This window comes from Mesorhizobium sp. M0587 (assembly GCF_040320945.1).
Taxonomy (GTDB): Bacteria; Pseudomonadota; Alphaproteobacteria; order Rhizobiales; family Rhizobiaceae; genus Mesorhizobium.
In genome coordinates this window covers 1-18,795 of sequence record NZ_JAMYQP010000030.1, presented here as the reverse complement: position 1 = coordinate 18,795, position 18,795 = coordinate 1, and the positions used below count along the sequence as shown (strand labels likewise).

Here is an 18,795-nt window from a genome sequence, read left to right as displayed (position 1 = left end):
TAGCATTCGTATTGCAGCTTCTCCGCTTAGGTGAGCAAGTCGGGATTGATCGTCGTAGCGCCAATCGCAGTTCGGATTATCCGCATCGACTTCGAACGGCGTCGAGGAAAGCTCTGTTCGCGGCGATAGAAGCATTGTCGCAAAGGTTGAATCCGCCCGTCCGTAGCCGAACCGCCGTCCATAATCTTTGATGTTACGGCGCATCCCTATGGTCTGGTTGGGGAGCATGCGGGCTAGAATCCCGAGCGGCCTTGCCATTTGAATTGGTCAGGTGGGGCGTTGAAGCTTCACCCCATGTTTCAATCAGCATGCGCATGAACCTCTCGGCGGGCGGGAGAGCGATGCGCCGCGTCGGCGCACGACTCCGATCGTGCGCGAGATTTCGGGACTCGCGGATGGGCCTTGTGACCAGGAACGGATGGTCGCCCTGCGGGGTTGCCATGCGCGGCAAGACCGATATCCCGAGACCGGCTTCGACCAGACCGAGTGACGTCGAGAGGTGCGTCACTTCGTAGGACCAGCGCAGCGCGAGGTTCGACTTCGTCAGCGCGGCATCCAAGAGGCCAGCAACATAGATCTGGTTTGCGAGTTCGCCGGTGAACACCTTCCAGGCATCACGCCCATGCGGCCCGACGCGTCGTTTCTGGTGTGGTTGGACGCGTGCGCGCTCGACCGCAGAGTGGGTGGAATTCAGAAGTTCTTTGTCGAGCAGGCCGGGGTTAATCTCTACGACGGCCGCGTCTATGGGCCTGGCGGCGAAGGCTTCATCCGTCTGAATGTCGGCTGCCCGCGTCCTCTGTTGCGCCAAGGGCTGGAGCGCATGTCCAGCGCGCTGGCATCCCTGTGATTGAGCGGGACCAAGCTTTTTGCGCCGAGTTGATCTGGAAGAAATCGATGAGGTCTTGCATCCCTTCAACTCTGTCAATTGCGTGGCAACTTGTGAATTTCCAGCCTGACAGGCCCGCCCCTGTCACAACTCGTGCAAAAGAGCGCGCGCTCGACAGTACTGAACAGCGCCCCTTTTCCATAGCGTTCGATGAGTCCGGCAGGCTTCACCGTTCCATGGTGCGAACAGGACCTGCACCAAGCCCGCAATACATGCCACTCGCGAAGATCGCCGAGCGCCACATCGAGGCCGGCGTGAACGCTGCCGTCGATGATCGCCTGCGGTGGGACCTTGACCTCGCCGGGTGTTAGGTTTTTCTCCATCACATGCCGACTGTTGTAGTGAATCAGCAACATCCCTGGGCGGCGCCGGATGGCGGCTTGCCAGGCTGCCTGACTCACCGTTGAATCGGGAGAACGCGAAATGGTTTCCGACAAAGCCTGCTCCTCGCGATCCCAGACCTCGATCCGAAAATTGTCTTCCGCTGTTTTCGCCAAGCGCGATTGACGCCGAGCCATGGTCCTTTGCTGCTCAAGATGGCACTGAAATAGGGAACATATTCCTCTCTCGTCAAGGGCACGCTTGACTCTTTGTTCTCATTTTGTTCACATTGACAGGATAACGCCATAGGAGGCGAACTATGGAACTTCGCTTGAACATTGAGGACGCAACACCCGAAGAGCTCGCACGCGGCATCGCGGCAGCCGAAGCGGTGTTTTCACGCACCGGCATCACCGCTTTGCAAGGCGCGGAAGGGCTGTTTGCGTTGGAAGGGTGGGATATCAAAGGCTTTCCAGAAGACGACAAGCCTGCCGAGGACGAGGACCGCGCCGCGGCCGCTTGGATGGAGGCCGACAAGGCTGCGGCGGCTGCGTGTTGTGCGGGCTGGCCGGAGGACAAAGTTCCGCACCATCCGGTCATGGAACTGGTCAACGTTCCCCGCACGAAGCTGCAAGCTGAGGCGATTCCAGACACCTGGCCGGAGCGGAAGCAACTCTATCCTGATGTCATCAAGCGGCTGGAGATGATGACTGGCCCGGACCGCCAGATTGATTTCGATGTTGCCTTCGTTCTCGGTTGGGTTCCCGAGCGGCCGACGCTGGATCGGGTTGAGCCGCTTTCGGAAGATGGAGACCGCATCCCCTTCTTCACCAGCGATCTTGCCCAGGTCGAAGTGATGGCTCGCAAGGCGCTGAAGAACTGGACAATCGAGATCGACCGCGATCCCTGCGATGCCCACGTTTTCGACCCGAGAGCCAGCGATGACGATGATGAATTGCGCATGGCGGCATGGCGCGATTTCGACGGCTCCTTGCATATGGAGAAGCCACCTGCAAATCCTGCAATCGCGTTGACGCTGGCAATGATGCGCGGCCAGTCCTTGCATTTCGAATAGTGGTCAAACGCAGCCGGGGCTCACCAACGCCATCGGTCATCGACCGCGATTGGCCACACCAGGTTGCGCTGCCGGATGACCTCTGCACCGACCGCAACTTCACCATGATCGCGAAGTTCTGCCAGGAACGAGGGCTCAAGCACGAGACGCGGCATGTGCAGGCGATTTGGCCGAACGGCAAATATGAAATCTATCGGCTCTATTGCTTTAGCGATGCCGCATCTGCAGAGGTGTTCCTTGATCACTTCGAGGGGCTGATGTTCGATCCGAGGCGGCATCGGGAAAATGGAAAGGTGCGAGGCATCTGGCGCCGCACGGGCGAATACGCGCCGGTTCTCGATCTCGGGCCGCTCAGCGTACCAGAGATCTTGCGCAGCTAAGTCACGCGTTTTCGGGGCGAACTGTCTCGACCGAGAGCGATCCGGCCGGGAGCGGACGCAGCAACTCAGCCTCGGGCTTTGTCAGATCGATCCAGGCCGCCCAATCCTGGGACGAAGAACGACCACCTGCCGATTGTGATATGGGGCGACATCCGGCCCAGGATCGGTCGTCCCCATCGTGAACGTGGACGGCTTGTTGCCGACAGCCTACTCGTCCTTCACCTACAAGGGCCGTGATGCTCTGCCGCCGCCGGCCATCCTCAATCCGAGCGCAAGGACCGGCTCGTGATCTCTACCTCAATCGCGGGCGCCCTCCCGCGCAGCGGGTCGTCTAATCGCTCGACCGTCAAGGGGGTGAGTGCAAGGCCGTCGTCCTTTCTGTCGGTTCTCGTTCGTCCGAATGCCGGGTACAGGGTCGTCTACGCGGTCGACGCGATGATCGCCGCAGGATGAGTTTCGCAGGTGAGATCTTCCTATGTTCGTTACGCAATCTGCTAAACGAGGCAGTTGCTTCCCGCTTCGCGGAATGATCTCAGCCACGTCCCGGCAGGGACGACTCGGTGCGTCCCGTAAGAACGCTATCGGTGGAATGGCGTGAAGAATGGTCGTAGCTAAACGTCTGCAGGATCAGACAGCGGCGGGTTTTCCTCCGTGCGGATCGAACAACTCGCCCGTCCGGAGCATCGCATGCATGATGACTGCCAGCTTGCGCGCCAGGGCCACGGCCGCTCGCTTGAAGCCGAGCCGATCTTTCAGCTCCAACGCCCAGGTTCGCAGGATGCTGGTATCCGTCGACCGGTTCAGGATGACCGCGGCCGCCTCATATAGCAGTCCGCGCAACTGACTGTCGCCACGGCGCGAGATATGACCATCATTATCGACCTCGCCGGACTGGTAGCGCCTCGGGGTCAGGCCCACCCATGCGCCCACGGCGCGCGAGTTCCTGAAGTTGGCCGGATCCTCCACCGCTGCGGCAAAGGCGGTGGCTGTGACGGTGCCTACACCGGGCACTGACATGAGCAGACGGCAATGCTGGTCGTTACGCGCCATCGCTGCCAGCTGCTTGCTCAGCTCTGCGATTTGGTATCGGATACCACTCCATGCCTGCAGCATTGGCACAACAATGCGCGCCAGCTTTTCTTCACCCCGCAGAAGGTCGCGAACGTTGCTCGAATACGCTTCCGGCGCCCTTGGGCACGACAAGGCCGAACGTCTTCATCAATCCACGGATTTGATTGGATATCTGCAAACGCATCTTAAGAAGTTGGCGCCGCGCGGTGATCAGCGTGCGGATCAGCATGCTGTCGAAACCTTTGACGCGGACCTCTCGGTAGAAGCCGACCTCGGCCAGATGTGCCAGGCCATCGGCATCGTTCGCATCGGTCTTGTTCGCGGCCATGTCGAGCGCGGCTTTGGCATGCCGCGCGTCGATGCAGATCACCGGCAGGCCCTCTGCCGTCAACGCATGGTAGAACCACACCGACAGCGGCCCCGTTTCGAACACAACCCGCCGGACATGCGGTGCGCGCTTGCGGATCACCGCCGCAAGCAGTTGCGGATCGGATGCGCACTTGCCCCGCCAAATCCTCTTACCGTTCTGCCGGATCGATATTGCCGTCTCTTTCATGGATACGTCGAGGCCGATATAGTGTTCCATGGCTGTCCTCCGTTCGGTGGCTGGGCCCGGTGTCGATCGAGAGCCCGTTCTTCATCCTATCGGAGGACAGCCAGCCGGCCAGATGTTCGAACATCGCCGCCACATCTCAGGTGGCCACCGCTTCCGCGATTACTTCATGTTCGTTCCTCGGCCCCAAATCCAAAGACTAGTTTGAGTGTTTTCCCAGTGCGCCCGCATCCCAATCAGCTAAGATACCGTTGCCGCCGCAGAAAAACGGCCTGCCTATTGGTGCGACAATCGGATGACAGTTGTTCGCCTTCGCATAGGAATGTCACCATGAAGCGCAAGATGGCTGCTCTCATGGTCAGCGATATCGTCGGCTACTCCGCGATGATGGAGCGGGCTGAGGAGCAGACGGCCGAACGTTTGGCTAGCTGCCAGGCACTGATTTCGGAGAAGGTCGGCCTGCTTGACGGCCGCGTTTTTAAGACAGCGGGTGACGCCGCGCTGGCTGAGTTCCCGAGCGTCGTCAACGCGGTGCGCGGCGCAGTCGAGATACGCAGCGCGCTTGCTGGTGCTCAGGACCGTCGGAAGAGCCACTGAGGACGCGATTTGGCTTACATATCGCAGATGTCGTGGTGCAAGGGGACGATCTGGTCGGAGACGGCATCAACCTGGCATCTCGTATCCAGGCAGCCGCCGAACCAGATTCTATCTACGTGAGCAGTGCGCTCTTCGATCATGTCCGACGCAACTCTGCCTTCATATTCGACGACATGGGCGATAGAGTCTTCAAGAACATCACAGATCCCGTGCACCTGTACCGGGTCCGCGGGGAAATAGGCGTGCACCGGCTGCAGACAGCCCCGGCGCAGTTGCTCAGCACGAACGAAACGGCGCCGCTGTAGCCATCATGCCGCGTCGGAGCAACAGTGCGAACCGTCGGCGGCTGCGCAGTCGCAAGGTCGTACTCCTTGCGATTGAAAAACATACGAGCATGAGCCACGCAGTCCACGCCAATATCCTTGTTCGCGATCGCCCGGCGGCCGATTTCGGACTCCATGAGCTGATGGATGTCGTAATAGTGGCACGAGATCCGTTGTCCGCCACCACGCAGTTCACCGCGACGCTCAAACCAGCGCGGCAAGCCGTGAAGGATCACGACCTTGTCCCAAAAGGTCCGGTCCGGATCGACCGTAGTGACGTCTGCTAGACTTAGATCGAGACCTGGCGCGTCCTCATCGACATAGGATCCGATCTGCGGCGTGTTCGGATCGAGCGCTGACTTAGCGCCTGACTCAATCGTCACCGCCGGACGGACATACCGATCGCAGGAGCGAGGTGCTTGAAAGCTCTCGCGTGCCTTGATCAGCGTGCCCAGCGCTGCGAGGAGCATGGTCGCGGCCGCTCGAAGCCGGTCGCGGCTAACGAGTCCGGCCGAGTCAGTCTGAGACAATTTCGTAGTGAAGAAGCTGGGCGTCGCCGAGGGTCGACCTCAATCCAGGCGAGATGACGCCGGAGCCGAAGAGGAGAATATCTTCGCGGCGTACGAATACTTCATGGCCGGGTCCCATCGACACAAACGTGCCCGACGAGCTTCGCTCGACAAGCCGGGCCCTGCCATTCGAAATGGTGAAGGTCGCGTGATGCCTTGAAACCCAGGGCCGCTGGACGACAATATTGCGTTCCGGAGATCGGCCGATGGTCACGAATTCGTTGTTTCGACAGGATCGCAATTGATCTCCGTAGCGGATGACCAGATTGATCTGCCGCGGCGAGGCGGAGAGCTTATCGGTAATGGTGCCCCAGTTGGTGATCTGCGTACCGAGCGCCCCATCGTCGCTCCACAGCGTATAGACATCGAAGAGTTCTTGCTTCCCTTTCAAGGCCATTTTGTCGAGGAGCCGTAGTGCTTTGCGGCTTTTTGCGGAGAGGGCTTCGCAGAAGCTCTGGCTGATCAGCACCTCCCCGGGGTTGGCCGTGGTGGACAACCTTGAGGTGACATTGACAACGTCACCGAATACCTCGCCCCGCGTGCGAATGACCGCGCCGAAATGCAATCCGATACGGGCGCTCAACGGCCCTTTCGTAAGTTGGCGGCTGATTTGGCAGACGGCTCTCAGCGCCGCCTCCGGGTTCTCGAACACGCTGAATACGTCATCGCCTTTCGAGTGGATGAAATCTCCGCCGTGCCGTGCGACGATCTCGCGCATCGCGTCCAGGCAATCAGAGACCTGCTGCAGAGCGGCATCGTCGCCGATGCGCTCATAGAGGGACGTGCTGCCCACGACATCAGCTAAGAGGACTGCGGCTAGAAGTCTTTCCTGATCCATCGATCTCGTATCCGCGCCGCGAACACAGCCTATATAGCACACCAAAGTTGCCTTTAACTTATCTAATTCCGCGCCCGGGAGCCGGGCGGTGCTTCAATTGGTTGATTATGGGCAAGCCGTTGAACGGGGCCATGCTGCTGGGTGACGAGTCGATTCCGAAACCGGTGAAGCTTCGACGGCACCCCGCGCCGGCGTGCGGGTGTTCCTTGCGTCATGCGGCAAGTGAGGCACGCCACGGCGACGAGCGAATTCCGGGTGCTACCGTTCGGACCGTTCAGCCGTGTTTGACGGTCCTTTTTTGGTCCCCAGTGGGTCGCGGCTTGTTGCGGCGGCTGGCCCGAGCGGACGTACTCTGAAGCGCGTGTGTTGCGTCCGATATTGAGACAAGCGGGCTGTTTACCAGCCTGTCCCTTCATTCGCTGACGGGATTTACTCACGATCGTCACGAATATTCAGCGTGTAACGTGTGTGTCGGAGTTCACCAGTTCTGGTCAGCGCACCTTTGGCAACCAGATCCTGCAGATCCCTCGTCGCCGTAGCGCGCGACGCCTGGGTGGTGGCGATGTAATTCTCGGCGCTGAGACCACCCTTGAAACCGTCGATACCTTCGCCGAACATTCGAGCGATGACTTTTTCCTGGCGCTCGTTGAACTGATCCCGATGGCGCTCGTGGAATTTGGCCTTGGCGACGGAGAATTCGACACGAGCAAGCGTCACGCGCTGCGCTTCGAGGATCGTGTCGGCGAAATATAGCAGCCAGTCGGTAATTGCGTTGCTCTTGTTGCTGGCTTCCAGCCGGTCGTAATAAGCTTTGCGATGACGTTCGATCGTATAGGCCAACGCGATGAGGCTTGGCTCGCCCAGATTTTGCGCCAGCGCCTTTTCGCAAAGCGCGCGTCCTATGCGGCCGTTGCCGTCTTCGAACGGATGGATGCTCTCAAAATAGAGGTGTGCGATACCGGCGCGCGTCAGCGCGGGGATCGGAGTCTTGCCCTTGGGGGCAGTATCGTTGAACCAGATGGCAAAGGCGTTCATTTCGGCTTTCACGCGCGACGAGGGTGGCGCCTCGAAATGCACTTTGGGCTTGTCCAGCCGACTGGAGACGATCTGCATCGCATCGGCATGCTGGCGATAATTGCCGATAGTTTTGATACGCCGTTCACCCGACATCACCATCTTGTGCCAAGCGTAGAGGGTGCGATGCGAAAGCGGCTCCGCAAAATGCAAATACACGTCGGCCATCATTTCTGAGACGCCTCGCTCGGCTGGAGGAATGCGTCTGTTTTCACCTCCAAGCCCAAGTTGCTGCCGTAAGGACGATTGCAGGCTCTCGCGGTTGAGGTATTCCCCTTCGATGGCGGATGTCTTCAACGCCTCTTCGCTGATAAGCTCGACGCGGATCTGATCGCGATCCTCGGACCCGACGTGACGAAAGACGCCGAGGAACTCGCCCGATCGCAATAGGAACTCGCTTTCCAGCGGGTCCAATGCCATCTTGTCGTAGGTAAAATGCGGCCAGTCGGCCTGCTCCCAATTCCATGCCATGAGCTATAGAACGCCTTACTATAACTCATGATAGCGAAAAAGGTGAGCTATAGCAATCTTATCTATGCCTCAGCCGGCATGATCAAACTGCACTGAGGCCTCGATAAATCGCTATGAAGGCAGCACGGAAATGGATGGGTCAGCCCGGACGGGCGCCACACGGACGGTCGGATCGGGCCTAGTTTCCATCCGGCTTTTCGTTGCAGGCAGCCGAAAGAGTCGACCCCTGCAACACGGGTGCTTTGGTGGTTGGGCTGGTGGTTCAACCATCCACTTCTTCACCGGCTGCCGCCGGATCCTGAATTCGCCCCAGCAGTGCTTCAATGTCCACGCAATGGCGCCTAGTCAATTCAGCGACGAAAAGCGCCATAGCCGGTTCCCTTCATCCGGCCGCAGTGCAGGCGCCAAAGGCAAGCGGATCTCAACTCCCAACCCAACCCTCAGGGTCGAAGATCACGACGATACCGGCACCAAAGTGGAAGTCGGCAGCGCCGCATTGTCTGCGTTCATGGGGACTTTCGTTTTGGCAAGATCGGCGTTGATAACTGCCTGTCGCGAGGCCGCGTTATGACGCGTTGTTTGCTCTCTGGCGGCGACGTTGGGCGGAGAGGAAGTCCGCAACGACGAGGCGGCCCTCGCGGGATATAAACAAAGTGGCCTCGTACCCGATGGTGACCTTGGCCTCAAATCCCAGCTTGGCTAGAGTTCGTAGCATGCTGAACGCCATTCACCACGTCGCGCTCATCTGCACAGACTACGACCGGTCGCGACGGTTCTATGTCGAACTCCTCGGCCTTGATCTGATCCGGGAGGTCTATCGGGCGGAGCGGCAGTCATGGAAGGCCGACCTGCGGATCGGGTCCGCCCAGTTGGAATTGTTCTCCTTCCCCGCCCCGGTGATGCGGCCGTCCTATCCGGAGGCGACAGGCCTGCGACATCTGGCATTCACCGTGGTCAATCTCGAACCCGTAATTGCGCGCCTGGAAGCCGCCGGCGTTGCCGTTGAGTCAATCCGGACCGACCCGTACACGGATCAGCGATTCACCTTTTTCAGCGACCCAGATGGATTGCCGCTGGAACTCTACGAGGCCCAATAGGAACCGTTAGCCCCTTTCGCGACTACCGCCTTTTGAGAACGGCAGGTTTCAGGAAAGACACTTGGCTCCTCAACGATCATCGGCCAATCTGGGCCAAGCTCGATCGGGTCCAGCCAAGCACCGCATGGTGCGTCAGTTCTATCCGCAGCCCAGTGGGGAACGCTCACCACTTGACCCGCAACCCCAGTGAGCCGGTCAGCGCATGACTATCACCAAAGTCTTCCAGTGCCGTCCGGGCGATGGCTTCGCCGAATACCGAAAACCTGTCGTCGGCCCAGTCGATCGTGCCGCCGATACCGAGGCCGCCCCACAGTTGCTGGTTGCGGTTCGAAAGGCTGCTGCCGGCGAGGTCGACCGAGGAGCCATCCTCGAAGTCGTAATAAAGGTTGGCTATGCTGTAGAGGTTCGTGTGGCCGGCGCGGCCCGAGCGGTCCTGCCATTGCGTCTGGTGTTCGAGCGAGAGGCCGAGGCGGCCGAGCAGGCTGTCGTTGCTGCCGGGGGCGACCCTCGCGCCGAAGGCGTCGGTAAAGGCGTCGAGGTCGACCGACGACCAGGCAAGCTGCGCCTGCGGCGTCAGCGACCAATTGGGATCGAGCATGATACGCTTGCCCGCTTCGACGCCGAGCGCGTAGCCGACGCCATTGTTGCCGTCGACGAGCCGCTGTCCCGCGGTCGCCGAGTCGAGATTGCTGTCGTACCAGATTACCTGCGCCTGGCCGTCGAGGTAAAAGCCCTCGGCGCCGTACCAGGTCAGCGAGCCGGAAACGCCGGTGCCGGTGCTATCGATCGACCCGCTGCCGAAGACCGAGGATACGTCGGCGGACACGGTGCCGTACTGGAAGGCGACGCCGCCGATGAGCTGACCGGCCGCGCTGTCGGACAAAAGCATGTCGGCGCCGGTCTGCAGCCTCCAGGTCGAGGTGTCATAACTCGTTCCCGTGGTGGAGCTTTCCGGATCGTAGGACCCGCTGGTGCCTTCGATCCTGCCCCACAGCCCGATACCGGCCTCGGCCTTCACCTCGTCGGAAATCCCGTCGGCACCTTGCGCTTCGACGGTCCACGAGCGGTTGCCGAGCCGCTGCTGGAGGGTGCCCAGCTGGTTGAAGGTCTGCAACACACCCGCATAGGCCTCATAAAGAGGCGCGCCGGCCTGATAGAGCGGAGTTCCGGGTCCGCCGCCATCGATCAGGGCGGAACGCAGATACCAGTCGCCGTCGCCGGGCGTGCTGGTGCCGCCCTGGTAGAGCCTGTAGGCGTAGGCACCGCCGACCACCGCCTGATTCCCTTCGAAGGTGTAGTTGCCCTTCAGTGAGAAGCTGCCGTTGGAGATGCCACCGACGTCGACGATCTTGATGCCTTCGACCGTTTGGTCTCCTGAACCGCCGAAATTGACGACCTGAAGGGTGCCCGTCCCCGATGTGTTGCCGGCGATCACCAGCATGTCGGTCGGCGACCCGTCACCGCCGAGCGCGGTGTTGAGAACGACGTTACCGCCGTTGCCGACATAGTCGCCGCTGACGGTAAGTGTGTGGCCGGGGCCGCCGCTGGCTATAAGAACCGTGCCGGCGTTGCTCAGCCCGGCAAGCGTCTGCGAAGTGCCGGCGAGATCGAGCGTGGCGCCTGAGGCGACCGAGAATTGCGAGGAGGAACTGAACGCGTTCGCTGCGCCAGCGGCAAGCGTGCCGCCGGTGACCGAAGTGGCGCCCGTAAAGGCGGAATTATCCGAGGCGAGCACCAGCGTGCCCTGGCCGCCCTTGATGAACGTGCCGGCGCCTGAGAGCACGCCGGCATAACTGGCGTTGACGACCTGGTCGAATGTGAAAGAGGTGCCGGCGCCGATCGCGACATCGCCGCCGAAGCGCTCGGCCGCCGAGACGAGGCCGCCCTGATCGATGGTCCAATCGAGCAGCGAGGTGCCTGCAAGCGTCAGCGTGCCGGCGCCGTCCTTCACCATCGCGCCGGTGCCGGAGATATTGCCGGCAAAGCTGGCGTCCGCCGCCTGGTCGAATACGACGATGCCGGAATTGCCGATGTCACCGCGGATCGAAGCCGCATTGCCGAGCAGCGTGCCGGCACTTACCAGCGTGTTGCCGCCATAGCTGTTCGTTCCGGCCAGCGTCAGCGTGCCCTGGCCGGTCTTGGCAAGGCTGCCGGCGCCCGAGATCACGCCGGCAAGGGTGAGATCGGCCACGGTGTCGAAGGTGCCGCCGGCTGCGGAAACGATGATATTCCGCGCCGAGGAGAAGGCGGCGGTATTGCGCAGCGTCCCGCCGGAAAGAGTGAGGCCGCCGCCGGCAGCTCCAAGGTTGTTGTCGGCTGAAACAGAGAGCACTCCACCCGCAACCATTGTGCCGCCCGTGTAGGTGTTGGCGCCCGAAAGCACCAACGTGCCGGCATCGGTCTTGGTCAGGCTGCTTGCTCCGGCCAGCACCGAAGCGATGGTGGCGGTGTAGCCGTTTCCGGCCGGGGTACCGTCGCCGACGCGGATGATGCTCTCGCCGCCGGCGCCGGCCAGTGTTACGGGGTCACCTTCGATGCGGTAGCCATCGGCGGCAAACTGCATTCCGGTGACTTCCAGCGCGCCGGCGCTATCGTTGGCGACGACGGTGCCGCCGAGCGTCTGGAAGATGGCAAAACCGGGCTGCGGCTTCATGGCGCCGTTGACCAGGCCGGTGCTCATGGTCCAGGTCGGGCTCGTCGCCGTCCAGGTGCCGTTGCCGCCGTCGACCAGATCGTTGTTGGGACTGCCGGCCGCGTCACCATCCCAGAACAGCAGGTCGTTGCCGACGCTGCTGACCAGATTGACCTGGTTGGCGACCGAGGTCTGGACCGTCAGGTCGGCCGTCGTAACGCCGGCCGGCAGAGTGCCCAGTTCGAGACCGTTGTCGGCAAGCGCACCGCCATAATTGATCAGCCGGTAGACGCCGGGGCCGAAGCCGCCGACGTCGGTTATGTTGACGCTGCCGTCCAGCGTCAGGTTTCCGGTCACCTCGATCAGGTCGTTGACGCCACCGCCGACAATGCCGGCCTGGCCCAGCTGATAGTCGAGGATCGAGCCGGAACTCAGGCTGAGCGACCCGACCGCCAGTGTGCCGGGACTCGAACCCGGCGCCAGCACGCCGCCATCGGTGATGATGACCGCGCCGCCGATCGTGCCGGAGCCGCCCAGCGTACCGCCGCTGTTGACCGTCGTCTGCGTGTTGCCGAGCGAGCCCTCGACCGCGAGCTTGCCGCTATCGACCGTGGTGGCGCCGCTATAAGTGTTTGTGCCGGTGAGGCTCAGCTTGCCAAGACCTTGCTTGGTAAGGGAGCCGCTGCCGTCGATGGGGGCGGCAAAGATGGCGTCGGTCGGCTGGTCGAAGACGAGCGCGGCGTCGTTGAGGATTCCGCTGGTGCCGAGGCTCGATCCCTGACCGATCAACGTGCCGCCGGTGATCACAGTGCCGCCGCTGTAGCTGTTCAGACCGGTCAGTGTCGTGCTGCCCGAGCCTTGCTGAACCACCGCGCCGGTGCCTGAGATCGCACCATCGACGATCAATGCATTTGAGCGGTTGAATGTCAGTGTGCTGTCGTCGAGGACATTGCCGACAATGCTGCCGGAGGTGCCGCCATCGCCGAGTTGGAACGTGCCGGCGGTGATCGTGGAGCCGCCAGTGTAGGTATTGGCGCCTGTCAAAACCAGCGTGCCGTCGCCGGCTTTCGTGAGACCGCCTGCGCCGGCGATGACATTGCTAAGCGTGAGGGTCGTGCTGGCATCGGTCAGGGACGTTCCGCTGCCGGTCAGTACGATGGTCCGGGCGCTGGTGATGTCGGCGGTGGTTTCCAGCGTGCCACCATTGAAGGTCAAGCCGCCCAAGAGCGCGCCCAGATTGTTGTCGCTCGATATCTGCAGGATTCCGCCGGACAATGTCCAAGGCGTGACGGCAGTCGTCGTCCCCGTCAGCGTCCAGGTGCTGTTGCCCGTTTTCTCGTAGAACCCGAACCCGTCATATTTGGCGCCAGCGCCGATCTGCGACACATCGAAACTGGCGTTGGTACCGCCGCTCAGCTTGAACGTATCGGCATTGCTGAAAGCAACCACATTGCCCGTGATGGTGGAGCCGGCCTGAATCTCCAGCGAGTTCACGCCGCCCGTGAATTCGATGGCTTTGCCGGCTACCGGCGTTCCACCACCCGCGCCGACGGCGCCACCTGTGATCGTGCCCGCATTAATGACGGCGATGTTGGCGCCCTTGATGCCCGCGCCGCCATCGCCTGCCGTTCCGGTCGCGCCGGCCTGACCGCCAATGCCGCCAATGATCGTCGCCCCGGTCCCGTTGATGACGGTTCCGCCCGAAAGCAGCAGAACACCGGCTCCGCCGTCGCCAGCGTTGGCCTGGAGGACGACTCTTCCGCCAGCTCCCCCAAGAAGGTTTCCGCTGTTCTCTATCGTTCCGCCACCGGTCAGGACGACAGCAGCTGCGCCGCCGCCACCACCTGCTTGTGAACCAGCTGTGACGGTACTAGTGCCGCCGGTAACGCTGCCGCCCGCCTCCACAAACACGTTTGCGGACGAGAATATACCAACGCCGCCACCGCCGCTGCCGCTATTGCTACCGATTCCGGTTCGGCCACCAATGCCACCTGTCACCGATCCTGTTCCGGTGACGGTAACGTCGGCCGTGGCACTGACGCCGACACCGCCACCGCCACCGCCGCCGCTCCTGACGACACCGTTCGTAGAAGTTGAGCCTAAAGCGCCGGCCCCTCCGCTGATGCTCGTTGCAATGGTTCCGTCTGTGGAGATGACCAGGCCCGTAGCACCGGTCGCACCGGCAATGCCATTTGGGTTGTTAGCTGTCCCACTTAGCGATCCCGACCCGCCGGCCGCACCGTTGCCCGTCGTGAGGTCAACGCCGCCACCGCCGCCACCGGCGCTAGCGCCAGGGGCGGCATTCTGACCCGTGGCGCCCGCTAGCGAACCGTCCACACCCCCCTGTCCGGCGCCTACGCCGACGCCATTGCCGCCATCGGCCCAAGCGGGCGCGGCGCTCAGTGCGACGGTGACAGCAAGGATCGCAAGGGAAGAAGCGCTGGAGCGAAGCGACACGGCTTGCTGCAAGCGCGCGAGATGCAAAACCCAAATCCCATCGCGCGCCAGAATCCGCTCCGCCATGCCTATGCTCCCTGATTCCCAAGTGCGCCGAACGCAGCATGAAAGTTATTCGCCCACAAGACGTTATAGTCTTGAAAGCTACCAAGAAGCTAATAATGGCCAGTAAAATCTGGTCTGCGACGTTTGCGTGATAAGAAATATATTTATATTAGCTTTGGCTCATAATGAGGACCCTTACGCATCGCGAGAACAATCTCGCCGCATGGATTTGCGCGGAATTTTCGGAGCTCCTGGCCCTCGGCCGATCCCATCGAGTGAACTCGAAGGCTTCGCGGCACGCGAAAAGCAGACACGCGCCGCCTGATTCCAAATGAACGCTGTATGTCTCGGCAACAGCTCCGCTGCATTGGTAATAAAAAATTAGACGCCGTGTCGGCAATGCGGGCGGTCAAAACGTCTTCAAGCAGACGCCAATCGGTGGACTGCCATCTCAACAACGATAGGAATGATGTATGACCAAGAAGATTTTTGTCGGCCTGCCGGTGGCCGACGTGAAGGCATCCACGGCTTCTATGAGTCTCTCGGGTTCAAGAACAATCCCAGGTTCACCAGTGAGACGGCTGCGGGGATGATGTGGAGCGATGAAATCAACTTCATGCTGCTCAGCCGGGAGAAATGGCAGACCATGACCACCCGCCTCATCCCGCCCTCAACGTCCAGCGAGGTAATGCTGGCGCTGTCCCTGGACAGCCGTGACGCCGTCGATGCGATGGCTGCAGCTGCTGCTGCAAACGGCGGAACCGCCGACATCAATCCAATCGAGGATCACGGGTTCATGTACACCCGAGACCTCGCTGATCCCGATGGTCATGCCGTGGGCGCGATGTGGATGGGCGTTCCTGCAATGCCTTCGGGCAACAAGGCGGACTGACATACTTTAACCGATCAGCCTCGCTCGGCTGCATTGAGCGGGGCTGATCGGCACGGATTAAGGACGGGCCCTCATCCTCGAAGAATCTTGAAGGCACGATACGAACTTTGACATCAGGGCCAGGCTGGCCGCTCCGGGTAAGCGTAAGGTCAAGTCCAGACACAAGCCGATCTCCGGTCCCCATACAGGATCGGCAACCTCACAGATCGCGAACACTCCCGAAAGATGGTCCCGAGACACCGCTTACATTCAAGTCCGGCACTGCGCCGGCGCTGCGAGGCCGGCCTTAACAAGGGCGAAGTCTCGCACAAGCTCAAGCGCGCGGTCTTCTTCCGGCGAAATCCGAAATCGTCCACTCGAAAGCCAGGCATTCCGAGCGTCGGGCCTCAATTTCATCGTCAGCCCGATTGTACATTGGAACACGGTCTATCTCGACCGCGCGGTCACGCCGCTCAAACGCGGGCGACGAAACATTCCACTGTTGAAGCACATCTCGCCGCTGAGTTGGGAGCATATCCACCTGACCGGCATCTACACCTGGGACAGCCAGCAGCATCTCCAGGAAGGCTTCAGGTGCTTCGCCTCTTGGCTGGGCTACGGCGCGCCGAATAAGGTTCTTGCTCCGTTCTATCTTAATCTATGATTTCGAACTGCTCTGTTCCGACCCCGACCTGCCCCACTTACGTTTTGTCATTTTAACAAGACATCAACTCTTTCGTCGTTTGAGAGGAGCGCTAGGGGGGCGAGTAGGGCAACCAGTTGACCTTGCCGGTGCGTTTCTGTTTTGGAAAAAATAGATTTTAGATAGGACCGTGCGGTTCCTCCAGTAATACAAACCACATTCGCGGCGTCCTCAAGCGAAAGACCCGCGGCAAGCAGCTTGGCAAGATTAGCCTCAGATACCGACAAGCCAAACTGCGTATGCAGAACCTCTGTGGTCGGTTTGCGCCGTTGTGCGGGGTCTACAATAAGAATAAGGGCCCGTGCGTTGCCAAAAATATCGACCGACCGCGCGCTCAAGGGGCAGGCTGTTATCTGATAAGCGTGTTTCCCCGACGGTCGCTGAAGCACAACTGTTTGCGGAGGGGATAGCTGACCAACATTCGAACGTAAAGTGCATGCGTGCAACATGGCATTTAGGGCAACTGCATCGGTGTTGTTGGTTGCCTCCAATCTACTTTGGCGAATTTGCAGACCATCACCCATTAGCGCGTAGGCGATCTTGTTGATTAGAATGGCGCGCCCACCGTCATCTACTACGACAGCGCCGATCGACATGCGCTCGAAAGCGTCCACCGCGCCCTCAGCATGGGCGTAATGGAGGGCAGCGGCAGTGGTGGCGGCGCGAGACAGATGGCTTGCCACGAGTCCGAGCCGCCGACGGTCTGATTCCTCGAACGGCCCCTGCTTGTTGCTGCGCTGGATCGATGCCGTCCACGGCTTGCCACCGACACTGATGCTGATGCCAGCAAACCATCTGAGGCCACAGGGACGAAGGAAGTCATTATAGAACGGCGAGGTTACCATTTGTTCCGCCGTCATAACGTCCTGGTCAAACACTACGCGGGCAAGTCCGTGAACGGCTCTTCCGTGATATCGTTCATCTTGGAAATACCAGCCGTCCCGTTGATAGATCTCGACAGACTCGTTTAGCGTATCAGAATGAGGTAGCCCGAACCTTCGCAATTCGGTGACGTCTGGCAATAATAATGCACCAACCCCGTTTTCCAGCCGGGCCAAGCTATCGCACACTTCGATCCACTTCTGGGGCAATACGACTGCTTCGTAAATTGTATCCAACAAAGCTTCATAGGGTTTATCAAACATGGCGTGAGCGCCTGACCAGAATCCAAATCGGCAAACCTACGCCAGGGGCAATCAGGGAACTTTTGGAGCTGCTTTCAGGAAGCTCTAAGGAAGATGAAGCCTTGTCCGATGGCTGCGCGCTACCCCGCCGACTAGGGACACTTGGGTCCCGTCGAGCAGGGTTGCAATGTACCCAAATTTTCACAAATTCCCCGTCACCTAAGCGATTCGACCAAAGCGCTTGGCCGCAAAATGCTGCGCTGTGGCGTCAAAAAGAGTTTGTCCCACTCCCTCTCGATCAAGTTACCTTACCTAGCGTCAGAACTCCAGGGTTTTTCATCCAGTACCCCCAAATGGGAGGTTCGCTGTCCTACGAATGCACTAAGATTTTCGCCTGCTTCTTGAGAACCACAGGTGCTGTGGAGGATGAAGATGCCCAGCTCTATAAGTGAAATAGCCTTCATCGATTGCGGCATAGGAGATGCTACAAAATTGGCTGGGAGCCTTCGTCCTGACGTCAAATCGGTCATTTTGACACAAGCTTCTGGCGCACTCGAACAGGTCCAATTGGCTTTAGCCAATCAGACCGGGCTCAAAGCGATTCATATTCTAGCCCATGGTTCTTCAGGCAAAATACTGTTCACTTCAGGTACAGCTGAGGCGGACGATTTAGCAGCCCGTCCCCTCCTCACCGCTTCACTGCGATCCGCGCTCGCCAGCGATGGCGTATTGCAATTTTGGTGCTGCGAAACAGGAAAAGGTCCGGGAGGCGATGACTTCGTCAGGGCCATCCAGCGCCTGATCGGCCGTGCCGTCGCGGCCGCGTCTGGTCTGGTCGGGGCGCATGCACTGGGCGGCAGCTGGACCCTTGACCGCTTGACGAGCTGTGCCACTTTCGACTCGCCGCTGTTAAAGTCTGCGCAGCTGACTTATTCCAAGGTTCTGGCTACCAACAGCGCCACCACCGGCACCGATAACATTTCTCAAACGGGCGGTGGAGATACGCTGCTGGTCAGCGCCACCAACCAGATTCAGGCGGCCGATTATTTTAATGGTGCCAACGGAAGCGATATTATTCTCATTAGTGCATTGGCTGGGGGAGCCATTGATCTCAGTGCAGCAGGAAGCGACGCAAGTCACGGGTTCCATAATTATGAGTCACTCGCATTCAATAATACCTCCGGAACAACAACCGCGATTTTCAACTCTTCCCAGTTTAGCACGAGCCTCCTCTCGACAAGCCTGGCAGTCACGGGGACTGCGGCAAATCAGGCGATCACCATCAACAACGCATCGTTTTTTTCGGCGGCACTGTGGACCTTCTCATCGTGGACCAGCGGCGTCGATACCATTACGATCAACGGTACCTCAGGCAGCGACACACTGACGGGCAGTATAAAGGCCGATATCATCAACGCTGGTGCGGGCGCGGATAACATCAATGCAGGCGGCGACAACGATACGATTAATATAGGAACCGGCCAGTTCGTGGCGGGTGAATCTATCGATGGCGGCACCGGCGCCGGTGACAGCCTGAATTTCACCTCCACTGGAGACGGCACCAGTGTTGATCTATCCGTCGGCACCGTCAGCAATGTCGAGACGTTGGCAGCCATCAATCAGGGGAGCGGCAACGGCTACGATCAGACTTTCACCGTCAGTGCGACCCAATGGGACGGCTTCACAACCGTCAACATGAATGACGGTA

The 18,795-nt window shown here is 60.1% G+C and carries 15 protein-coding genes and 3 pseudogenes; 9 read left to right on the top strand and 9 right to left on the bottom strand.

Annotation, left to right across the window (positions count from 1 at the left end; genetic code table 11):
- Positions 1–193: 193 nt before the first annotated feature.
- On the bottom strand, positions 194–604 hold the full coding sequence (locus NKI49_RS23605; RefSeq protein ID WP_502899564.1) for a LysR substrate-binding domain-containing protein: 411 nt from the start codon (positions 602–604) through the stop codon (positions 194–196).
- Positions 605–622: 18 nt separating this feature from the next.
- On the opposite strand from NKI49_RS23605, the gene NKI49_RS23600 reads away from it, so the two are divergent.
- Positions 623–847, top strand: coding sequence for a hypothetical protein (locus NKI49_RS23600; protein ID WP_352605009.1), 225 nt, complete (start codon positions 623–625; stop codon positions 845–847).
- 74 nt (positions 848–921) lie between these two features.
- On the opposite strand, the gene NKI49_RS23595 is transcribed toward NKI49_RS23600, so the two are convergent.
- Complete coding sequence (locus NKI49_RS23595) at positions 922–1,404, bottom strand: hypothetical protein (protein WP_352605011.1); 483 nt, start codon at positions 1,402–1,404, stop codon at positions 922–924.
- 122 nt (positions 1,405–1,526) lie between these two features.
- Here NKI49_RS23595 and NKI49_RS23590 point away from each other — a divergent pair, with 122 nt between their 5' ends.
- Positions 1,527–2,282: a hypothetical protein gene (locus tag NKI49_RS23590; protein ID WP_352605013.1), complete on the top strand. Its 756-nt coding sequence runs from the start codon at positions 1,527–1,529 to the stop codon at positions 2,280–2,282.
- Positions 2,282–2,662: a hypothetical protein gene (locus NKI49_RS23585; protein WP_352605015.1), complete on the top strand. Its 381-nt coding sequence runs from the start codon at positions 2,282–2,284 to the stop codon at positions 2,660–2,662. Before NKI49_RS23590 ends, NKI49_RS23585 begins: the two co-directional genes overlap by 1 nt.
- Position 2,663: 1 nt before the next feature.
- On the opposite strand, the pseudogene NKI49_RS23580 reads toward NKI49_RS23585, so the two are convergent.
- Both NKI49_RS23580 and NKI49_RS23575 read right to left on the bottom strand, forming a co-directional pair.
- Positions 2,664–2,863, bottom strand: a pseudogene (locus tag NKI49_RS23580) (SOS response-associated peptidase family protein); the annotation flags it as partial.
- A 426-nt stretch (positions 2,864–3,289) separates the two neighbouring features.
- Positions 3,290–4,319 (bottom strand): annotated as a pseudogene (locus NKI49_RS23575) (IS110 family RNA-guided transposase).
- Positions 4,320–4,616: 297 nt separating this feature from the next.
- On the opposite strand from NKI49_RS23575, the gene NKI49_RS23570 reads away from it, so the two are divergent.
- Positions 4,617–4,883: a hypothetical protein gene (locus NKI49_RS23570; RefSeq protein WP_352605017.1), complete on the top strand. Its 267-nt coding sequence runs from the start codon at positions 4,617–4,619 to the stop codon at positions 4,881–4,883.
- A 136-nt stretch (positions 4,884–5,019) separates the two neighbouring features.
- Here the strand turns inward: NKI49_RS23570 and NKI49_RS23565 are convergent, their stop codons facing one another.
- From NKI49_RS23565 to NKI49_RS23555, 3 genes are all read right to left on the bottom strand, one after another.
- On the bottom strand, positions 5,020–5,676 hold the full coding sequence (locus NKI49_RS23565) for a nucleotidyl transferase AbiEii/AbiGii toxin family protein (RefSeq protein ID WP_502899565.1): 657 nt from the start codon (positions 5,674–5,676) through the stop codon (positions 5,020–5,022).
- Positions 5,677–5,722: 46 nt separating this feature from the next.
- The gene (locus tag NKI49_RS23560) at positions 5,723–6,613 is read right to left on the bottom strand and encodes an adenylate/guanylate cyclase domain-containing protein (protein ID WP_352605019.1); all 891 of its coding nucleotides are present in this window, start codon (positions 6,611–6,613) and stop codon (positions 5,723–5,725) included.
- Positions 6,614–7,042: 429 nt separating this feature from the next.
- Positions 7,043–8,158, bottom strand: a complete 1,116-nt coding sequence (locus tag NKI49_RS23555; protein WP_352605021.1) for a Fic family protein — start codon at positions 8,156–8,158, stop codon at positions 7,043–7,045.
- Between the two features lie 713 nt (positions 8,159–8,871).
- Between NKI49_RS23555 and gloA2 the strand changes: the two genes are divergently transcribed.
- Complete coding sequence (gene gloA2, locus NKI49_RS23550) at positions 8,872–9,255, top strand: SMU1112c/YaeR family gloxylase I-like metalloprotein (protein WP_352605023.1); 384 nt, start codon at positions 8,872–8,874, stop codon at positions 9,253–9,255.
- Between the two features lie 163 nt (positions 9,256–9,418).
- Here gloA2 and NKI49_RS23545 read toward each other — a convergent pair whose 3' ends face one another.
- Positions 9,419–14,410, bottom strand: a complete 4,992-nt coding sequence (locus tag NKI49_RS23545) for an autotransporter outer membrane beta-barrel domain-containing protein (protein ID WP_352695785.1) — start codon at positions 14,408–14,410, stop codon at positions 9,419–9,421.
- Between the two features lie 448 nt (positions 14,411–14,858).
- Between NKI49_RS23545 and NKI49_RS23540 the strand changes: the two genes are divergently transcribed.
- The 3 genes and pseudogenes from NKI49_RS23540 (at position 14,859) to NKI49_RS23530 (ending at position 15,924) form a co-directional block, all read left to right on the top strand.
- Positions 14,859–15,281 carry a VOC family protein gene (locus NKI49_RS23540; RefSeq protein WP_352608312.1) on the top strand — a complete coding sequence of 141 codons (423 nt, stop codon included), beginning with the start codon at positions 14,859–14,861 and terminating at the stop codon, positions 15,279–15,281.
- Positions 15,282–15,506: 225 nt separating this feature from the next.
- Positions 15,507–15,756: pseudogene (locus NKI49_RS23535) on the top strand (Tn3 family transposase); the annotation flags it as partial.
- A 6-nt stretch (positions 15,757–15,762) separates the two neighbouring features.
- Positions 15,763–15,924: a hypothetical protein gene (locus NKI49_RS23530; RefSeq protein ID WP_352608316.1), complete on the top strand. Its 162-nt coding sequence runs from the start codon at positions 15,763–15,765 to the stop codon at positions 15,922–15,924.
- A 47-nt stretch (positions 15,925–15,971) separates the two neighbouring features.
- On the opposite strand, the gene NKI49_RS23525 is transcribed toward NKI49_RS23530, so the two are convergent.
- Positions 15,972–17,108: a helix-turn-helix transcriptional regulator gene (locus NKI49_RS23525; protein WP_352608310.1), complete on the bottom strand. Its 1,137-nt coding sequence runs from the start codon at positions 17,106–17,108 to the stop codon at positions 15,972–15,974.
- Positions 17,109–17,513: 405 nt separating this feature from the next.
- On the opposite strand from NKI49_RS23525, the gene NKI49_RS23520 reads away from it, so the two are divergent.
- A partial coding sequence (locus NKI49_RS23520; RefSeq protein ID WP_352695783.1) for a DUF4347 domain-containing protein occupies positions 17,514–18,795 on the top strand: 1,282 nt, incomplete at its 3' end.